The sequence below is a fragment of the Streptomyces sp. NBC_00154 genome (assembly GCF_026342835.1).
Classification (GTDB): Bacteria; Actinomycetota; Actinomycetes; order Streptomycetales; family Streptomycetaceae; genus Streptomyces.
On record NZ_JAPEMI010000002.1, the window covers coordinates 821,768 to 840,075 of the forward strand.

18 protein-coding genes and 1 pseudogene are annotated in these 18,308 nt (G+C 67.0%); 6 read left to right on the forward strand and 13 right to left on the reverse strand.

Annotated features, from left to right (window positions below):
• Positions 1–403: 403 nt before the first annotated feature.
• Both OHA03_RS40165 and OHA03_RS48130 read right to left on the reverse strand, forming a co-directional pair.
• Positions 404–1,357: a 5'-nucleotidase gene (locus tag OHA03_RS40165; RefSeq protein ID WP_267008909.1), complete on the reverse strand. Its 954-nt coding sequence runs from the start codon at positions 1,355–1,357 to the stop codon at positions 404–406.
• Positions 1,358–1,444: 87 nt separating this feature from the next.
• Positions 1,445–1,633 (reverse strand): hypothetical protein, encoded by a 189-nt coding sequence (locus OHA03_RS48130; protein WP_354006172.1) that lies wholly within the window; start codon positions 1,631–1,633, stop codon positions 1,445–1,447.
• Positions 1,634–2,808: 1,175 nt separating this feature from the next.
• Here OHA03_RS48130 and OHA03_RS40170 point away from each other — a divergent pair.
• Positions 2,809–3,873 (forward strand): annotated as a pseudogene (locus OHA03_RS40170) (glycoside hydrolase 43 family protein); the annotation flags it as partial.
• A gap of 717 nt (positions 3,874–4,590) precedes the next feature.
• Complete coding sequence (locus OHA03_RS40175; protein WP_267008910.1) at positions 4,591–6,021, forward strand: non-reducing end alpha-L-arabinofuranosidase family hydrolase; 1,431 nt, start codon at positions 4,591–4,593, stop codon at positions 6,019–6,021.
• Between the two features lie 344 nt (positions 6,022–6,365).
• Here the strand turns inward: OHA03_RS40175 and OHA03_RS40180 are convergent, their stop codons facing one another.
• The 10 genes from OHA03_RS40180 to OHA03_RS40225 form a co-directional block, all read right to left on the reverse strand.
• Complete coding sequence (locus OHA03_RS40180) at positions 6,366–6,623, reverse strand: hypothetical protein (protein ID WP_267008911.1); 258 nt, start codon at positions 6,621–6,623, stop codon at positions 6,366–6,368.
• Positions 6,620–6,823, reverse strand: coding sequence for a hypothetical protein (locus tag OHA03_RS40185; RefSeq protein ID WP_267008912.1), 204 nt, complete (start codon positions 6,821–6,823; stop codon positions 6,620–6,622). Before OHA03_RS40185 ends, OHA03_RS40180 begins: the two co-directional genes overlap by 4 nt.
• 206 nt (positions 6,824–7,029) lie before the next feature.
• Positions 7,030–8,052, reverse strand: a complete 1,023-nt coding sequence (gene yjfF, locus OHA03_RS40190; RefSeq protein WP_267008913.1) for a galactofuranose ABC transporter, permease protein YjfF — start codon at positions 8,050–8,052, stop codon at positions 7,030–7,032.
• Positions 8,052–9,161 carry an ABC transporter permease gene (locus tag OHA03_RS40195; RefSeq protein ID WP_267008914.1) on the reverse strand — a complete coding sequence of 370 codons (1,110 nt, stop codon included), beginning with the start codon at positions 9,159–9,161 and terminating at the stop codon, positions 8,052–8,054. Before OHA03_RS40195 ends, yjfF begins: the two co-directional genes overlap by 1 nt.
• Positions 9,158–10,696: a sugar ABC transporter ATP-binding protein gene (locus tag OHA03_RS40200; RefSeq protein ID WP_267008915.1), complete on the reverse strand. Its 1,539-nt coding sequence runs from the start codon at positions 10,694–10,696 to the stop codon at positions 9,158–9,160. Before OHA03_RS40200 ends, OHA03_RS40195 begins: the two co-directional genes overlap by 4 nt.
• A 95-nt stretch (positions 10,697–10,791) precedes the next feature.
• On the reverse strand, positions 10,792–11,799 hold the full coding sequence (locus tag OHA03_RS40205) for an ABC transporter substrate-binding protein (RefSeq protein WP_267008916.1): 1,008 nt from the start codon (positions 11,797–11,799) through the stop codon (positions 10,792–10,794).
• 138 nt (positions 11,800–11,937) lie between these two features.
• Positions 11,938–12,984 (reverse strand): LacI family DNA-binding transcriptional regulator, encoded by a 1,047-nt coding sequence (locus OHA03_RS40210; protein ID WP_267008917.1) that lies wholly within the window; start codon positions 12,982–12,984, stop codon positions 11,938–11,940.
• Positions 12,985–13,489: 505 nt separating this feature from the next.
• The gene (locus OHA03_RS40215; RefSeq protein ID WP_267008918.1) at positions 13,490–14,242 is read right to left on the reverse strand and encodes a hypothetical protein; all 753 of its coding nucleotides are present in this window, start codon (positions 14,240–14,242) and stop codon (positions 13,490–13,492) included.
• 137 nt (positions 14,243–14,379) lie between these two features.
• Entirely contained in the window at positions 14,380–14,817 is a 438-nt protein-coding gene (locus OHA03_RS40220) for an SRPBCC domain-containing protein (protein ID WP_267008919.1), read from the reverse strand.
• Positions 14,814–15,137 carry a helix-turn-helix transcriptional regulator gene (locus OHA03_RS40225; RefSeq protein ID WP_267008920.1) on the reverse strand — a complete coding sequence of 108 codons (324 nt, stop codon included), beginning with the start codon at positions 15,135–15,137 and terminating at the stop codon, positions 14,814–14,816. Before OHA03_RS40225 ends, OHA03_RS40220 begins: the two co-directional genes overlap by 4 nt.
• Before the next feature lie 112 nt (positions 15,138–15,249).
• Here OHA03_RS40225 and OHA03_RS40230 point away from each other — a divergent pair, with 112 nt between their 5' ends.
• Both OHA03_RS40230 and OHA03_RS40235 read left to right on the forward strand, forming a co-directional pair.
• A complete protein-coding gene (locus OHA03_RS40230) occupies positions 15,250–15,678 on the forward strand; it encodes an SRPBCC domain-containing protein (RefSeq protein WP_267008921.1) in 429 nt (142 codons plus the stop codon).
• Between the two features lie 44 nt (positions 15,679–15,722).
• Entirely contained in the window at positions 15,723–16,145 is a 423-nt protein-coding gene (locus tag OHA03_RS40235) for an SRPBCC domain-containing protein (RefSeq protein ID WP_267008922.1), read from the forward strand.
• Between the two features lie 299 nt (positions 16,146–16,444).
• Here OHA03_RS40235 and OHA03_RS40240 read toward each other — a convergent pair whose 3' ends face one another.
• Positions 16,445–17,026, reverse strand: coding sequence for a helix-turn-helix domain-containing protein (locus OHA03_RS40240; protein WP_267008923.1), 582 nt, complete (start codon positions 17,024–17,026; stop codon positions 16,445–16,447).
• A gap of 354 nt (positions 17,027–17,380) precedes the next feature.
• On the opposite strand from OHA03_RS40240, the gene OHA03_RS40245 reads away from it, so the two are divergent.
• Both OHA03_RS40245 and OHA03_RS40250 read left to right on the forward strand, forming a co-directional pair.
• Positions 17,381–17,938: a DUF3291 domain-containing protein gene (locus tag OHA03_RS40245; RefSeq protein WP_267008924.1), complete on the forward strand. Its 558-nt coding sequence runs from the start codon at positions 17,381–17,383 to the stop codon at positions 17,936–17,938.
• A gap of 60 nt (positions 17,939–17,998) precedes the next feature.
• The gene (locus OHA03_RS40250; RefSeq protein WP_267008925.1) at positions 17,999–18,166 is read left to right on the forward strand and encodes a hypothetical protein; all 168 of its coding nucleotides are present in this window, start codon (positions 17,999–18,001) and stop codon (positions 18,164–18,166) included.
• The last annotated feature ends 142 nt before the right edge of the window (positions 18,167–18,308 follow it).

Below are 18,308 nucleotides of genomic sequence, written 5' to 3' on the forward strand. Positions count from 1 at the left end.
TGACCCATTGTCCTGCCCGACGGACCACAGGACATGGGGGTCACCCTGTCGAGGCACACCCACCGGCTGCCAGTCGCTGTACGTGGCACCCCCTCGCGATCCGGCCTACCAGATCCGCGCACCTGAACGACCGGTCCCGGTCGCTGCTCCTCTTGCCGGATCCGACACGCATGGGCGGGTTCCCCTCCGGCGGGCGCGGCGCGGCCGTCGAGCCACAGCGTATGGAGAAGCACATAGGACACGCTTCGGCACCGGAGTATCGGGTGTCGGGCCGGTGGGTAATGCGGTCGCTTCATATGGGAAGGCGGTCCGTGCAGCAAGACGCGGAGGTACTCGGGCCCGGGGGCTCGTTACCGCCCGGGATGACGCCCCCCCCGCATCGGCAGACAGTTGGGTGGGGAGGCTACTCGGGAGCAGTCTGCGGGGCTTCCTGGTTCACCACCCCGAACGGGATATGGACGCTCGGTGTCGTCTGCGACGTGCCTTGGAGATGGCTTTCCTGGTCGTCGAAGAAGATGTGCGGCTTGAGCACTTCCATGATCGAGCTTTTGTCGATTCCGCCGAGGAAGAAGGCGTCGTTGACCGTGACGCCCCATTGGTTCAGGCTCATGATGGCCCGCTCGTGCGCGGGCGCATTGCGGGCCGTGACGATGGAGACGTGGACGCGGATCGCGTAGTCCGGGTCTTTCTTGCGCCGTTCCTCCTCTCGGCGCTGCAGCGTGTTCACCTTCCGGAGGAACTCCCGGAGCGGACCCGCGTCGTGAGGCGTGGCAACGTTCAGGGTCTCATGATTACGGAAGCTTTCTATGCCGTCCTGTTGGAACACGCGCTCCGACTCGTCGCTGGCGAGAACCCCGTCGAAGTCGAAGGCGATCCGCAGATCCCTGTCGTCAGGATCGTCGGCGACGGCGGAGCCAAGGACACGGCCTGCTGGCAGCCCAGCGCTTGTAGCCTCGCGGACGTCGCCGTCGTCGGCGGACAGAAACAGCGACATCTGCAGCGCGCGCATGAACTTGTACGGCGAGCGTCCCTGCATGAAAATGGCGCGAGTTATGGGCAGGCCATGAGACCTGATGGATCGCATGACCCGAAGCCCGGTGTCGGGGTCGTTGCGGGAGAGAATGATGACTTCGACCAGTGGGTCACCATCAGGATTCAGATCATTCAGCGACAGGAGTCTGCGGATGAAGGGGAAGGCGACTCCCGGCTGCAACGTCTCGTCCAATTTGGTCCGCTGATAACAGCGGTAGCTTTCCTCGCCCTTCTCCCGGAAAACGGCATCGGATTCCTTCAGGTCGAAGAGGGCGCTGGATGCGATTCCAATGACCAGCCGGTTTTCGAGGCTGTAGCGCGGCACAGTCTCTCCCTGTCGTGTCCCGGAGGGAATACTTGGTCCCTCGGTCGTGGCGACCATTTTATCTTCGTGGGCTGTGACGCCAGCGGGTCAGGGCGAGCACGGCCTGGCTTCTCTCAGGTCCCTGTGCTGGGCCGTTGGCCGACCCTGACGGCGTGCGTAGTTCCACTCGGCCAGTGTGTACAGACGCAGTCCCGCCTCGCCGGGGACCGCGAAGCCGCGCGCCGCCAGGAGTGGACGGATCTCATGGACGGCGCGTGTGACGGTGGAGCGGTCCACGCCATAGAAGACAGCGAGGGCGGCGTGCGGAAGCTGGAACCGGGATCACCAGGGTCGCGATGGCCCGGTCGGTGGAGACCAGTTGCTGGCTGGGTCTGCCGCCCTCGGCGCGCAGACGGTCATGGCCTCGGCGTTCGCCCGGCCGGGACTCTTCCCGCGCCGCCCACGGGCTGGCCAACTCGGCGATGAGCGCCCCGAGTCGACGCCTCGCCAATGCCCGTGCAGATACGACGCGAGCGACCACGACGTACCGGTAGCCGGCGTCCCGCATGCCCGAGGACACCATCGCGTCGGCGGCCTGGCGCACCTGGACCTCGGTGATCCCGCACCCGAAGCTGTTCCACCGTTCCTTGGGCAGTGAGCAGGAGTGAGTCCTGGCTCACCGGCGCGCCCCGAACGGTGTTGGGCGCACTGGTCCTCCGCTTTCGCGTCCCGGTCGGCGACGCATATCCCGTATGCGGTCCGTCCCGGGCGGGCGGAATCCCTACGATCTGGCCATATGGGTGTGGCCAGAGGCGACGGGGAGCGCACCATCTCGCTGGTGACACGGGGGCCCCGACCGCTGACGCCACACCCGGCGTCCCAGATCGCACCGAGAACATTACGCACACCCCGCCAGCCATGCCTACAGACCGTCGCACCGTTCACTCAATCGTGCCCATGTTCGCCAAAGCGGCTTGTGTGCCCAGCAGTTGTGAACCTCCAGCGGCGGGGTGCGCGCCAGGCTGCCCGGCGCGGCCGTGGCGGTGGAGTGGGAGGAGGCCGTCCCGGACGCGGTGACCGTCAGCACGGCGGTTACGGGGAGGCGGAGCAGTCGTCCGCCTGATCGTCTGGGCACCCTCGGCTCCTTCCGGTAATGGAGAGGCGACCGTAGGTCAACACCGTCCACGAAACCGGCCCCGATCCGGCACCGAAGGGCTGTCCATCCGCTCGGCCCGATCGGCTTGACCTGCGGCGTTTCATCCATAGAGCGCTGCGAATGTTTCGGCGCTACTCGCGAATCATGCGAGAAGTATTGACACCGTTCACCGGTTCCCTATCATCCAGGTTGCTCGATACTTCGACCCTTGTTCGATATCACGAACAAGCTGGAACCGCTCCACTCGCACAGCAGGGCACCTCCGGGTCACGCCCACCGCAACGGCCGAGCCGCAAGGAGCACGCCGCACATGCGTATGTCATGGCCTCGTCATCCATACCCTCGTCGTCGCGCGCCGGCGGCCGCCACCGGCCTCACCGCCGGCGCGGTTCTCCCGCTGGCGGGAGCCCTCCGCGCCGCAGCTGCTCCCGCCCAGGGGCCGGCCCGTGCCGCCGCCGGGGAGTACACGAACCCGTTGATCTGGCAGGACTTCGCGGACATCGACGTCATCCGCGTCGGAAACACCTACTACGCCTCGGCCTCGACCATGCACTACTCGCCGGGCGCGCCCGTCCTGCGCTCGTACGACCTGGTGCACTGGGAGATCGCCGGCCACTCGGTGCCGGTCCTGGACTTCGGCGCCAAGTACGACCTGAACGGGGCCCGTGGTTTTGTCAGAGGGATCTGGGCGTCGTCGCTGGCCTACCGTCCGAGCGACAGGACGTTCTACTGGCTGGGCCAGATCGACTTCGCCCGGACGTACATCTACACCGCAACGGCCGTCGAGGGGCCGTGGAACCGGCTGACGACGATCAGCACGCCCTATTACGACGCGGGGCTGCTGGTCGACAGCGACGACACCCTGTACGTGGCGTACGGCAACACCACGATCAGCGTGGCCCAGCTCTTCCCCGACGGCCGAGCCCAGGTCCGTACGCCGCAGGTGTTCACGACCCCGTCGAGCGTCGGCACCCTTGAGGGCTCCCGCTTCTACAAGATCAACGGGCAGTACTACATCTTCCTGACTCGCCCCGCGAACGGGCAGTACATCCTGAAATCGTCGGGCGGCCCCTTCGGTCCGTACACAATGCGGCAGGTGCTCCTCGACCTGCGCGGGCCGATCCCCGGCGGTGGCGTCCCGCACCAGGGCGGCCTGGTGCAGGCGCAGAACGGCGCCTGGTACTACCTGGCATTCGTCGACGCCCACCCCGGCGGCCGGGTGCCCGCGTCGGCACCGGTCACCTGGACCTGGGACGGCTGGCCTGATCTGGCGGGGCGGCGGCACGGCCGGGCTGGGACAGGAGGTGCCCCATGCGCCGTTCACCAGTTGGACGACGGTTCTTCATGGGCTACCGGTTCGCCCTCTTCAACCACGCCACCCAGGCGCTCGGCGGCTCGGTCCGCGTCACGCGGGACGAGCCGCCCACGCCCTGAACCGAGCCGATCCAGGCCAACCCCCCACCCGCACCCGACCGTACGAAGAGAAGCATGAAGCCGCTCAAACGCTTCGGCCGTCGCCGAGCCTCGGTCCGGGGCCTTGTGGCCGCGACCGTCCTGATCACGCCCGGGAGCACGACGGGCTCACCCGACGCCGTCCGAGCCTCCACCCTGGGCGCCCAAGCGGCCCGGACAGGCGGGCGAACACGGTCGGGGCCTTTGTGAAAAAGCCGTTGACAGCTCCATCCGTCCACCCGACTCGGTGGCGCTCGATGCCCTCTTCAGGTGGGGCACGGAATGTCGTTGAGCCGTTCGATTCCTCAGCTCCGTCTCACTCAAGGAACGCCATGAACAATCCAATCCACCCCGTCCCGCGCGGGCCCCGGTCTCGATCAGAGCTCGAACGGCTCGCGGAGTATGTGGCGGTCACCGTGCGGCGGGCTTGCACCACGACGATCAACGTCCGACACAGACCGGTGCGCTTCGCAGCAGCCCGAAGAAGCCGGGCGCCGCCGGTCTTTCAAAAGGTCTCGCAGGACCGGGAAGCCACAAGGGGTCAGCCCGGTGCCCACGGTCCGCTAAGAACCGCACCACATCGACAGTCCGGACAGCCTCTGGCGGGGCCAACCGGAACCGCTTACTCAAGGATGAGGAAGTCACCATGCGCAGAGGAAGTTTCAGCCGCAGGCATCTTTCTGTGGTGCTCGCCGCCGCGGTTGCGGCCCTGGTCGCGTTAGCGGCGATGCTCGTCGCCAACCCGGCTCAGGCGGCCACCAGCGGTGCCTTGCGCGGTGTTGGTTCCGGCCGGTGTCTCGATGTGCCGAACGCCAGCCAGACCGACGGCGCGTACCTGCAGATCTGGGACTGCTCGGGCAAGACCAACCAGCAGTGGACGTTGACGGACAGCAACCAGCTGACCGTGTACGGCAACAAATGCCTGGATGTTCCGGGCCACGCCACCGCGGCCGGTACCCGGGTGCAGATCTGGACCTGTTCCGGCGGTGCGAACCAGCAGTGGCGGGTGAACGCCGACGGCACGGTCGTCGGCGTGGAGTCCGGGCTGTGCCTGGAGGTTACGGGCGCCGGTACGGCCAACGGCACGGCGGTGGAGATCTGGACGTGCAACGGCGGCAGCAACCAGAAGTGGACCGGCCTGTCCGGGACGTCGACCCCGCCGGCGGGCGGCACGTGTTCTCTTCCGTCGACGTACCGGTGGACGTCGACGGGCGTCTTGGCGCAGCCGGCGAACGGGTGGGTCTCGCTGAAGGACTTCACCAACGTGGTGTACAACGGCAAGCACCTGGTCTACGCGTCGAACGTGTCGGGTTCGTCGTACGGATCGATGATGTTTGGTCCCTTCACGAACTGGTCGGACATGGCGTCGGCCGGCCAGACCGGGATGAGCCAGGCCGCAGTGGCGCCCACGCTGTTCTACTTCGCGCCCAAGAACATCTGGGTGCTGGCGTACCAATGGGGTGCGTCGGCCTTCGTCTACCGCACGTCGAGCGACCCCACCAACGCCAACGGCTGGTCCTCGCCGCAGCCGCTGTTCACCGGTAGCATCTCCGGCTCCAGCACCGGCCCGATCGACCAGACCCTGATCGCTGACGGCCAGAACATGTACCTGTTCTTCGCCGGTGACAACGGCAAAATCTACCGGGCGAGCATGCCGATCGGAAACTTCCCGGGCAGCTTCGGCTCGTCGTACACGACCGTCATGAGCGACTCGACGAACAACCTGTTCGAGGCGCCGCAGGTCTACAAGGTTCAGGGCCAGAACCAGTACCTCATGATCGTTGAAGCGATAGGTTCGAATGGGCGCTACTTCCGCTCGTTCACGGCCTCCAGCCTGAGCGGTTCGTGGACCCCGCAGGCCAGCAGCGAAAGCAACCCCTTCGCGGGCAAGGCCAACAGCGGTGCCAACTGGACCAACGACATCAGCCACGGTGACCTGGTCCGCAACAACCCCGACCAGACCATGACCATCGACCCCTGCAACCTGCAGTTCCTCTACCAGGGCAAGTCCCCCACCGCGGGCGGCAGCTACGACCAACTGCCGTGGCGACCGGGCGTCCTTACCCTGCAGCGCTAACCTGCCTGATCCACGGCGATCGCGATATGGTGCGGTCTGCCGGTGCGTGGACGAGCGGTTTACGACGTGGGCAACTCCACCAGCTGACCTGTACTCACCGCCTCGAGGAACCCCAGCCGTGCGTCGGCTGGGGTTCCTCTCTTTCGTGGACTCTCATCGTGGGTACGGACCGAAGCACCATGACGCCAAGGGGATACGACCCTCGTCGTGCAGCGGCCCCTCGGAGACGACGTAGCGGTGCGGGATGCGGGCCAGCGCGCAGCGATGGCCCTGCGTATCAACTCCACGTCGGCGGAGGCGAGCGAGCCGAGGCGAAGTAGATTAGTGCGCTCCGTCCGCACGTCCTACGAGACTGTCCGGCGGGTCAGCCAGTTCGACGGGCACCTCGTCGGTCTCCCGGACGGGGAGTCCAGCCGGTGCCAACGCCGGCCCGCTGGGCGGGCCTTCGCGTAGTCGGCGATCTCCGGGTAGAGGTATAGGTTCAGGGCGCCCTCGTGGATGAACTCCAGGTCGCGCAGCGGCCGTGAGCTCTGCTCCATCACCCAGGTGTTGAAGGCGTTCCAGACGTCCGCGTCGTTGGTCGTGTGCTTCGCGACGGTCACGGGACGCCGGTGGCGGCCTTGAAGCGGGCGGGTAGGTCCTCGGGCATACAGCCGTCCCAGGTCGAGACGGTGAACCGCTGCCTGCCCACGTCCGCCCTGGCGTCGAGTGAGGCGGGGACTGCGGAGGTGCCTCCTCCGGGCTCGGTGTCGCAGCCGCACACGGCGAGCGTGAGGGCGAGGACGGCCGCTGCCACGGCCATGGGAACGTGACGGAATCTCGGTACGCGTGACACACCACTCCCTTGTGGTGGAGACCAGCGGCCGGATCGGAGTCTCACACTGTTGACGTGTACCGAGTGAGGCGACAGGTCCGGAATAACTCCTGCTCCGCGCAAGGGAGTTCATGCCAACGGCCCGCCCAGATACACAGGAGCGGGCAGCGGCGGCCGTGGGACGACCTGACCGGTCAGGTTTTCTTGCGTGCCGACATCGCGCGTTGGATCAGGATGAACGCGCACAGCAGCACACCGGTGGCGATCTTCGTCCACCATGAGCTGAGCGTGCCCTCGAACTGGATGATGGTCTTGATCAGGCCTAGGACGAGCACACCGAAGACGGTGCCCAGCACATAGCCGGAGCCGCCCGTCAGCAGGGTGCCGCCGATCACGACGGCGGCGATCGCGTCGAGTTCCATGCCGGTGGCATGCAACGGGTCACCGGACTGGATGTACAGGGTGAACAGCAGCCCGGCCAGCGCCGAGCAGAAGCCACTCGTGGTGTACACGGCGATCTTCGTGCCGCCCTGCGGGAGACCCATCAGCATGGCCGACTGCTCGTTGCCTCCGATGGCGTACACCCGGCGCCCGAAGCGTGTGTAGTGCAGGACGTAGAACGCCACGGCGAGGACGACCAGCGCGACGATCGCGCCGATCGACAGGAAGCCCATCCCCAGCGACACCTGCGCTTGGGCCATGCTGGTCACCGAGGAGTCGCCGATGGAGATCGACTCCTTGCTGATGACCAGGCACAGGCCGCGGAAGAGGAAGAGGCCGGCGAGGGTCACGATGAAGGGCTGGATCTCGAAGTTGTGGATCACATAGCCCATCAGGAAACCGCCGAGGGCGCCCACGGCCAGCGCCATGGGGATCACGGCCAGGAGCGGCAGCCCCTGGCGCTCCACCAACCACGCCGTGAACATCGTCGTAAACCCGATCACCGAACCAACGGACAGGTCGATGCCGCCCGACAGGATGACGAAGGTGACACCGACGGCGGCGACCAGCAGATAGCCGTTGTCGATGAACAGGTTCATGAAGACCTGCGGTTCGGCGAACCCGTAGTTCTGGTACCGGCTCAGGCTCGCGATGTACATCATGAGGAAAAGCAGGGCCGTCGCCAGGACGGGCATGCGCCGGTCGCCGAGCAGAAGCACGGCCTTGGACGTGGTACGGCTGTTCGGGGCTGAGGGGCTTTGGGTGGTCGCGCTCATCACGACACCTCCATCTTGGGAGCGGCCTCGGTCGCCGCGGCGGTGTCCGCCGGGGCCGCGCCCGGCTTGGCGTTTCCCTTCGCACCGGACTTGGCGCCGAATTTGGCGCCGAGGACCTTGGCGCGGAATTTCGGGGACTGCAACAGACAGACGACGATGACGACGGCGGCCTTGAAGACCAAGTTGGTCTGGGTCGGCACGCCAATGGTGTAGATCGTGGTGGTCAGGGTCTGGATGACGAGGGCGCCGACGACCGTGCCACCGATGGAGAACCGGCCGCCAAGGAGTGACGTGCCGCCGATCACCACGGCGAGGATAGCGTCGAGTTCGATCCACAGGCCGGCGTTGTTGCCGTCCGCGGCCGAGGTGTTGGAGCTGATCATCAGGCCCGCGATGCCCGCGCACACCGCGCAGAACGCGTACACCATGATCTTGATGCGCCGGGACCTGATCCCCACCAGGCGGCTGGCCTCGGCGTTGCCGCCGACCGACTCGACCAGCAGCCCGAGTGCCGTGCGGCGGGTCAGCGCCACGGTGACGGCCACGACCACCGCCACCACGAAGATGGAGAAGGGCAGTGCCAGCCAGTAGCCGCCGCCGATCAGCTTGTACGGCTCGCTGTTGATGGTGATGATCTGGCCGTTGGTGATCAGCTGGGCCACGCCGCGTCCGGCGACCATGATGATCAGCGTGGCGATGATCGGCTGGATGCCCATCCTGGCGACCAGGAAGCCGTTCCACAGGCCGCAGACGACCGCGGCCAGTAGGCCCAGGCCCATGGCGAGCAGCACCCTGGAAAGGGCGCTTTGGTCGGCCTGGTCGCTGATGTACGAGCAGGCCAGTGCTCCGGTGATGGCGGCCACGGCGCCGACGGAGAGGTCGATGCCGCCGGTGGCGATGACCAGGGTCATGCCGACCGCCACCAGGATGAGGGGTGAGCCGAACAGCACGATCGAGACGAGGCTGCCGTAGAGGTGGCCGTCCGTCATCCGCACGGAGAAGAAGTCGGGGGTGAAGGGAACGTTGACGAGCAGCAGGAAGACAAGGACCGCTACCGGCCAGAGCAGGTGGTGGTGGGTCAGCGCTCGCCATCGGGAAGAGGTGGTCACTGGTTCTCTCCGCTCGCGATGGTCTCCAGGATCCGGCTCGTGGTGATCTCGGGTCCGTTGGCGATCTGCGCCACCAGCCGACGGTCGCGCAGCACTCCGATGGTGTGACTGAGCCGGAGTACTTCCTCCAGCTCGGCCGCGATGTACAGCACGGACATGCCGTCCTCGGAGAGTGAGACGACGAGCTTCTGGATCTCCGCCTTCGCGCCGATGTCGATACCGCGCGTCGGCTCGTCCAGGATCAGCAGCTTCGGCTGGGTGATCAGCCAGCGGGCCAGCAGCACTTTCTGCTGGTTGCCGCCGCTGAGCTGGCCGACCGTGGCCTCGGGGTTGGCGGGGCGGATGTCCAGCGCCTTGATGTACTTGGCGACGAGTTCGTCGCGCTGGGAGACCGGGATGGGCCGGGTCCAGCCACGCGAGGCCTGCAGGGCCAGGATGATGTTCTCCCGCACCGTCAGATCGGGCACCAGGCCCTCGCTCTTGCGGTTCTCGGAGCAGAACGCGACACCGGCGCCGATCGCGTCGTTCGGGGCGCTCATCGAGACCTGCTTGCCGCCGATGGACACCTTGCCGCTGTCTGGCTGATCGGCGCCGAAGAGCAGCCGGGCGAGTTCGGTCCGGCCCGATCCGAGCAGGCCTGCGAGCCCGATCACCTCGCCCTTCTTGATCTCCAGGTCGAAGGGGGCGATGCCGCCGGTCCTGCCGAGGCCGTCCGCCTGGAGCAGCGTCTCGCCGACGTCGGAGTGCAACTGGTGGTCGTGGAGCTCCTCCAGTTGGTCCAGAGCCTTGCCGAGCATGAGCTGGACGAGCCCGACCTGATCGAGGTCGCGCACCATGTGCTCACCGACGAGGTTGCCGTTGCGCAGTACAGTCATCCGGTCGCAGACCTCGTAGATCTGGTCGAGGAAGTGCGAGACGAACAGGATCGCAACGCCCTCATCCTTCAACCGCCTCATCAGGGCGAACAGTTCAAGGACTTCGTCTCGGTCGAGGCTGGAGGTCGGCTCGTCGAGGATCAGAACCTTGGTGCCCGATCCCTCTCCGTCGCTGTCGCCAGTGCCCACCGACCGTACGATCGCGACCAGTTGCTGCACGGCTAGCGGGTACGAGGACAGGGGGGCGGTGACGTCGATGTCGAGGCCGAGCCGGTCCACCAGCTCTGCCGCATCCTGACGCAGCCGCTTCCACTGGATGCGGCCCATGCGGGTCGGTTCGCGCCCGATAAAGATGTTCTCCGCGACCGACAGGTTCGGGCAGAGGTTGACCTCCTGGTAGACCGTGCTGATGCCGGCGTGCTGGGCCTGCAGTGGGCTGCCGAACCGCACGGACCTGCCGTCCAGCGTGATCGTGCCGCCGTCCAGGGAGTAGACCCCCGTCAGCACCTTGATGAGGGTGGACTTGCCCGCGCCGTTCTCGCCTATCAGGGCGTGGATCTCGCCGGGGAAGAGCCGGAAGTCGACGTCCGACAGAGCCCGTACCCCCGGAAATTCTTTGACTATGCCCGTCATATCCAGGACGGGCCGTGGCTCTGCCATGGCAGCGCTCCTTGTGAGATTGGTTCAGGCCCGCAGGGAGCCCCGGGACCGATGGCTCGGTCGGCCGGGAGCTCCCCGTCGGTGGGTGCGGTCGGTCAGTACTTGCGGTTTGGGAGCGCGGCCTTGGCCTGGTCCTGCATGAAGTCGCTCTCCTCGGTCTTGATCCAGCGCTCGACCGTCTCGCTGTCCTTGACCTTCTTCACGACGTCCATCAGCTGGGGACCGAGCAGCGGGTTGCACTCGACAATGGCGTTGATCTTGCCCTCGGACATGGCAACGAAGCCGTCCTTCACGCCGTCGATCGAGACGATCAGGATGTCCTTGCCGGGCTTCTTGCCGGCGGCCTCGATGGACTGGATGGCGCCGATGGCCATGTCGTCGTTGTGCGCGAAGAGCACGTTGATGTCCGGGTTGGACTGCAGGAAGGCCGCCATGACCTGCTTGCCGCCGGCGCGGGTGAAGTCACCGGTCTGGCTGACGACGATCTTCCAGTCGTCCTTGTGCTTTGCCTCCATGACCTCCTTGAAGCCCTTGGCGCGCTCGATCGCCGGGGCGGCGCCCGTGGTGCCCTCCAGTTGCGCGATCTTCACGGCGCCCTTGTGGCCGGCCTTCTCGAGGACCTTCTCCAGGATGTTGGCCGCGCGCCTGCCCTCGTCCGTGAAGTCCGAGCCGACCAGCGTGACGTACAGGGAGTCGTCGGAGGTCTCGACAGAGCGGTCGGTGAGGACGACCGGGATGTTCTTGGCCTTGGCCTCCTTCAGCACAGCGTCCCAGCCGGTGACGACCACCGGCGAGAAGGCTATGACGTCCACCTTCTGGGCGATGAAGCTACGGATCGCGGAGATCTGGTTCTCCTGCTTCTGCTGGGCGTCGGAGAACTTGAGGGTGTAGCCCGCCTCCTTGGCCGCTTCCTTGACCGAGTCGGTGTTGGCGGTGCGCCAGCCGCTCTCCGAGCCGACCTGGGAGAAGCCCAGGCTGATCACCTTGCTGCCGCCCCCGGAGGAGGAGCTGTTGGAGCCGCTGTCCTCCTTGGCGCAGGCCGCCAGGCCGCCCGCGGCCGCCACGCCGACCGCGGCGGTGAGGAAGTTCCGTCTGTTGAGCATGTTCTTCTCCTTTGAAGAGCCGGCCCGGGGATGGACCCGCTGGTACTCGATGGAGCGGTCGCAGTGCGTCCGGTCTGTCGATCATTGTTCGATATATCGACCACGCTGATGCGCGGGATGCAGCCGGTTGGTGACGGGTCAGTCGGGAGCGCCCCCCGATTGTGGGGTGTACGGAGATGTACTGGCGCGGACGACGAATTGGGGTTCGATGGAGATCCGGGGTGCCCCGGCGGGTGCACGGCCCTCAATGAGATCCAGGAGCAGGGCGATGCTGCGCTTGCCGACGGTCGCGAAGTCCTGCCGGACCGTGGTGAGCGGCGGGGCGAAGAACTCCGACTCCGGGATGTCGTCGAAGCCGACCACCGCGACGTCCTGGGGAGTTCGCACGCCCGCCTCCCGCAGGGCACGCAACAACCCCAGTGCCATCTGGTCGTTGGCGACGAAGACCGCCGTCAGTCCCCGGCCCACCCAGCCGGCCAGTTCCTGGCCGGCGCGGTAGCCGGAGAGCGGACTCCAGTCACCGTGCACCACTAACGGTGGCTCGATGCCCGCTGCTTCGAGGGTCGCCCGCCAGCCGGCCGCCCGGTCGGCGGACTCCTGCCAGTCCTCGGGTCCGGCGAGGTGCCAGACCTTGCGGTGGCCGGCCGCCAGCAGATGACCGGTGGCCAGCGTCGCGCCCTTGTGGTTGTCCACGGTGACGCACGGCGTGTCCACTCCGGGTCCGCCCCCGACGGTGACCACCGGGAAGGGGTGGCGCAGTCGGGAGAGGGCGTCCACCGCCGACCGCTGTGGGGCGATGGCGACCACTCCCTCAACGCCGCCCTCGCTGAGGTGGTCCAGGGCCTCGGAGAGTGTCTGGACGGTCAATTTGCGCAAGCTGACCGTGGAGACCAGATATCCCCGCGCGCGGGCCGCCTCCTCGAGCGCGAAGAGGGTACTGGCCGGGCCGTAGAGGGTGGTGTCGGAGGCGACGACACCCAGGGTGCGGGTGCGCCGGGTGGCCAGGGCCCGTGCGGAGGGGTTGCGACGGTAGCCCATCTCCTCGATCACGCGCAGCACTTTGGCCCGGGTCTCGTCCCGCACGTTGGGGTGGTGCCCCAGGACGCGGGACACGGTCTGGTGCGACACGCCTGCCTGGCTGGCGACGTCGGCCATGGTGGGCGGCCGGGGCTGTGCTGATACCACGGCCGCATCTCCTTGGCGGTCGTCTGCCGATAAGACCTGTGTCGTGGGCGGCTGCCTCCGCGTGGCCGGGTTCACGACCACCCCCGCGGTGGCCGGTTCGCCCGGCGGCCCCGTAATCCGGCCGGGTGTTCGGCCGCTCACGGCACCGGCCGAGGAGATGGGGCGGGATCCTGCGGACACGACGGTCACACCTCCTCGGATGTCACTGGCGCCGCCGACTCGGGACTTGCACGGACGTCATTGTGAGCGCTAACAATTCATGGCGGTCAAGAGGGCTGCGGCGGGAAGCCGTCACGTTTGCGTAACGTGGCGCGAGGGCGTGAGGGCGCGAGCCGGGGGACGGGTGCGCGGCGGCGTGCCTCTATCGGCGCAAAGGCCCCGATCAAACGAGGTTGACGGTCCTGCAGGACGGCCCTGTTTTCAGAACCGAAACTTCGAACCATGTACTAAATACCGGACGTTGATGTCCGCAACAACCTCGGCTGGAAGACTCCTGCCGAGGCACTCACCGAGCACCTATGCTCATTGACAAGCAGTGTTGCAACGACCTCTTGAACCCGGGCTCGCTGCCGCGGTCTGAGTGGTAGACACGCCCTTGACATCGCCGCCGCGGGTGGCGACGGCCATGTGAAGGGCGGCGACGACCAGTTCGGCGTCGTGACGTTCGGACGTGGTGCCGGGCCCTCGAGGAACCGGGCGGCATGAGCGGGGCGAGGTGCTGGATGCCGAGCAGCAGGCCGGTGACGTCGACCGCGTGGACGCGGGACATGACCTGGGTGCGCACGTCGCCGACGCGGGCGCGCCAGCACCGGACCAGTGACGACCGCAGAGCCTCCACCTTGGCCGGCACCGCGTCCAGGCCGAACATCACGGCCAACTCCTGCCAGTTCAGCGGCCCTTGGTGGAGCCGGTGCTGGTCCGCGAGGGTTTCGAGGATGCGCTGATACTCCAACGACAGCACCGACCAGGCCAGCCCCTCACGCCACACCGGCACCTGCGACGTCGGTTTCGCCGCCTGCCTGAATGCCCAGCACGCGTCCGCGTCCCGTGGGCCGAAGGCGGCCTCCTCATTGGTGATGTTGCCGCCCTCCGGAGCCAGGACCGTGCGCACGCGCCTGCGAGCGATTGCCCACTCCTGCCATTCCTGCTCGGCCGTGGCCAGCTCGGCCTGGACACGATCGGCTTCCTCACGCAACGCGTCGACCCGACGGCGAGCAGCGTTCTCGTGCTGTTCCAGCAGCCCTACGACCGACGGCATCCGCAACCCCGGAGAGTGACGACGTCGACGACGGTAGCGCCAGCGTGCACAGACCGGGATCCGGCACCTCGCCCAGACCGGTCGGTATCCGTTCCACCGCGCGCAGGAGCAGGCCGTCGGCCTAGTTGGGTGGTGCGTCACATCCAGTCGTCGGGGCCGGGATCGCCGCCCTCTGCCCAGATCACCAGGCGGCGGATGTAGTGGGTCCAGCCCTCCGCGTGGGCGGCGCATGCCTCGGGGGAGGGGAGGCCGCGGTGCGTGAGGCGCAGCAGGGTGCCCTCGTCGATCGGTTCGAGGGTGATCTCCACGGTGCTGGAGCCGGGAGGTACAGGAATGTCGCCCTCGGCCCAGCCCCAGGTGAAGACGATCCGTTTGGGCGGGTCGATTTCGATGAATTGGCCCTGGGCGATGTTTTCGCCGGTGACGTTGGTCCGGTAGGCGCCGCCGGGCTCGAAGGTGAACTCGCCGTCCTTGCCCATCCATGCGAGCCACTTGTCGCGTTCGGTGAAGAAGGAGAACACCGTCTCGGGGCGGGCGGCGATGTGCCGCTCCAGTGTCACTACTTCTGTATTCACTGTGCGATCCCTTCGGACTTCTCGCTGCGCTCGGCCGCTTCCGCGAGGACGGCGAGGGTGTCGAGTTTGGCGGCCCACATGGACTGCAGGTAGTCGGCCAGCGGGCCCATGGCCTCGCGGTCGGCCTGGTAGAACCGCCTCTTGCCGTCCTGGCGCAGCGTAACCAGGCCGGACTCCCTGAGCACCTTGAGGTGCTGCGAGACCGCGCCGAAGGTGACGTCGAAACGCTCGGCGATCTCGCCCGCCGACAGCTCCGAGTCCCAGACCAGCCGCAGAATCTCGCGACGCCTGGGCTCGGCGACCGCCCGTACCGCATCCATGCGGTTCATTTTAGCGTCCACTGCAATTTGCCAAGTCGGCGAGAGTCATTTTAGTGTGAGCTAAATCGAAGGATTCGGCACTCAGTCGGATCCCCGACGAGAAGGACTCCTTATGGCTGACATCGCACTGCAGATCCGTATCGCCGCCGACCCGGAGACCATGTACCGCGCGATCTCCACCCCCGAAGGCGTCGCCGGCTGGTTCACCACCGGTGCTGAGATCAGTGAGGGCGTCGGCGCCTTGCACCGGCTGTCGTTCCCCGGCGCCCCGATGACCTGGGACTTCCGCATCGACGAGGCTGCGGCCGGCAAGCGCCTGGCGCAGACCGTGGTCGCGGGGCCGCCGCAGTGGATCGACACTGAGATCGTCTACGCCCTGGAGGCCCATCCCGAGGGCGGCACGGTGGTCCGGTTCGACCACACCGGGTTCGCCGAGATCGACGACATGTTCCGCGAGGTCACGATGGGCTGGGCCGGCATGTTCGCCCGCCTGAAGGAGTACGTGGAGACCGGCACTCCGGTCCCGTACTTCACCCTCTGAGCCCCGCCCTCATCCCCCCATTCCCCCCCTCCCCAGGAGCAGTAATGCCCGAGATCACCTTCCGGACCGACATCGACGCCGACCGCACCAAGGTCTACGAGGCGCTGAACACCCACGACGGCCTCACCGGCTGGTGGACCACCGGCGTGAACCGCGAGGGCGAGGTCCTCCTCTTCGACTTCCCGCAGATTCCCGAGCCCTTCCGGCTCCGCCGGGACCGCGCGGACAACGAAGAGATCGTATGGACGTCGATCGGCGCCTTCCCTCCCCACTGGTCCGGCACCGTCATCACCTGGCAGCTGACCGATGCCCCCGATGGGACCGGCACGCGGGTGGACTTCCGGCACACTGGTTTCGCCGCCGACGACTCCGACCTTCCGTCCACGGCCGAAACCTGGGGCCAGCTGATGTACCGGCTCAAGCAGTACGCCGAGACGGGCACGCCCCAGCCCTTCTTCACCCTCTGATCAGGCACTCCGATGACGGTCGACGCGACGGCGGAGCGGGTGATCCCGCTCCCGCCCGGCCGGGTAGCGGCGTACGCCATTGCTCGCTGACCAGCACCCGGCCGGTGCCGTGCGAGACGGTCATCCGTCGCACCCTGACCCGACTCGATGCCGATGCACTCAACCGGGCAGTGGGCATCTGGCTTGCCGGCCGTCGTACGCAGCCCGGCCAGAGGGCCTGGCGGGCGGTGACGGTGGAAGGCAAGGGCCTGCACCGTGAACACAGCAGTCAGAGGTCCTGACCGAGCTAGAAGGGTTCGTCATCGGCGTAGTGGTCGAGTTCTCCCGGTGGGGAAACAAAGTTCGGTGACGTCCGCGCTGATCACGTACTCGTCATCGCCGAGCTGTTCGCCCTGCCAGGTGCGGGTGTACAGGTCCAGCACCCAGGCGGCCTTCAGCCGGAAGCCGGGGCTGGTGATGAAGATCCAGGAGCGGTGCTGCCAGGGCTTGAGCGCGTCCTGGGCCGGCCAGCGACGCACGGTCGACGCCGACATGAACGGGGTGATGCCCCGCCGGGCGGCCTCGCGGGCCAGTTCCGGGCACGACCAGCGTGAGAGCGGTACTTCACTCTCGGCAGGCAGCCGGCAGGCCAGCGCCTTGACCTCGGCGGCCTGCAGCGGTGTGAACGAGGCGGAGCGGCCGCAGCGTTGACGGTCTTTGAGCCCGGGCAGGCCCGCCTGGGCGAACCGGCCACGCCAGCGGCGCACGGTGTCCAAATGCAGCCCCGTCTCCCGGGCGATGCATGCGTTGGAGCGTCCACGCGCGGCGTGCAGCACCACCTGTGCACGCACCCGCAGCCGCTGCTCGGTCTTGTGGCCGTAGGCCAGCTTCTTCAACCGCACGCGTTCGGCGGCACTCGGGGCTATCGGACAGGGGGTGCGGACGGGCATGGCGGGCGAACCGATCGGCCGAAGTGGATCACTGGTACCCCGCAGCCTGCCCCGCCCGTCACCGCCCCAGCCCCCGCAATCACCGGTGCAAGAGGCCACTTGGACAGGGAAAACGCAACTTCGACATGGCCCGCAGAGGCAGCTACCTTCACCTGGTCTTCGGCGATCGCCCACCGTCGCACAGGAGTTCCTTCAGGCTGAGCCACCCGCGACGGGATGAGTTGGTCACGCCCCACGAATCCTCGCCCCCATGCGTAAGCCACCGAACCGGGTCCACACCAGGCACCCCCAACCAAGGAGAGACGCATGCCCCATCTTGCGCTGTACACATTCGGCATCCTGAAATCACCTCTCGCCGATCCCGCACCTCTCACGCGCGAGTTCTACGACAGCGGTGAGGCCGTCTACCGGAAGATCAGTCAGCACCCCGGGTACCTCGCTCGTGCTGAAGCGGCAGACGGCGACCGGGGCATGCTCTTCGAGGCGGACTGGGGTGCATGGGGAGAGTTCGCCGTACCGACCTGGTACGGCAAGGGCCATACGGTGGAAACCACCGCCCTGGCCGCGACACTCTCACTCTGGACCGACCTGCGCCCCACCTTCGACGCCGTCTACACCGGACTGCACCGTGAGGCGCTGAACAGGCGTTACGACTGGTTCGAGAGGACAGGGCACCCGAATTACGTGTGCTGGTGGGTCTCCGACGGCGTGATACCCACCTGGCGGGACGGGGTTTGCAGGCTGGAGCACCTCCACGACCACGGCTCCGTGTCGCACGCCTTCACCTTCCACCACTCATTCGCCCCGGACGGAACTCCGACCAGGATCAAAGGCATCGGGCCGAAGAGCGACCAGGTTCGCTGACAAGGAAGCCTGAACGACTGGGTTCGCTGTCAAACGCCTCGATTGAATGACGGCGAACAGATGCGTCTGCGCTACGGCGGATCCGCCAGTACCTGGGGCTTCGCCCTCTACCTCGCGAGCACCGATGAGTACCAAGACGCCATCCTGCCCACCAGCGGCTTCGCCGGCACCCCCGAAGACGCCCTCGACTGCGCCTGCGGCCTCTACCTCACCGACCCCAGCATCTGACCCCGCACCACACACAACACAGGCTCCACAGTCAACCCCCGAAGGATTTACGGAGCCGACCACTTAGAGGTTGTCTCTTTTGGCTATAGCGCGCGCCGTTGACCGGCTCGGATGTGTGTCGGTGCGGTGTGGGAGTCTCGGG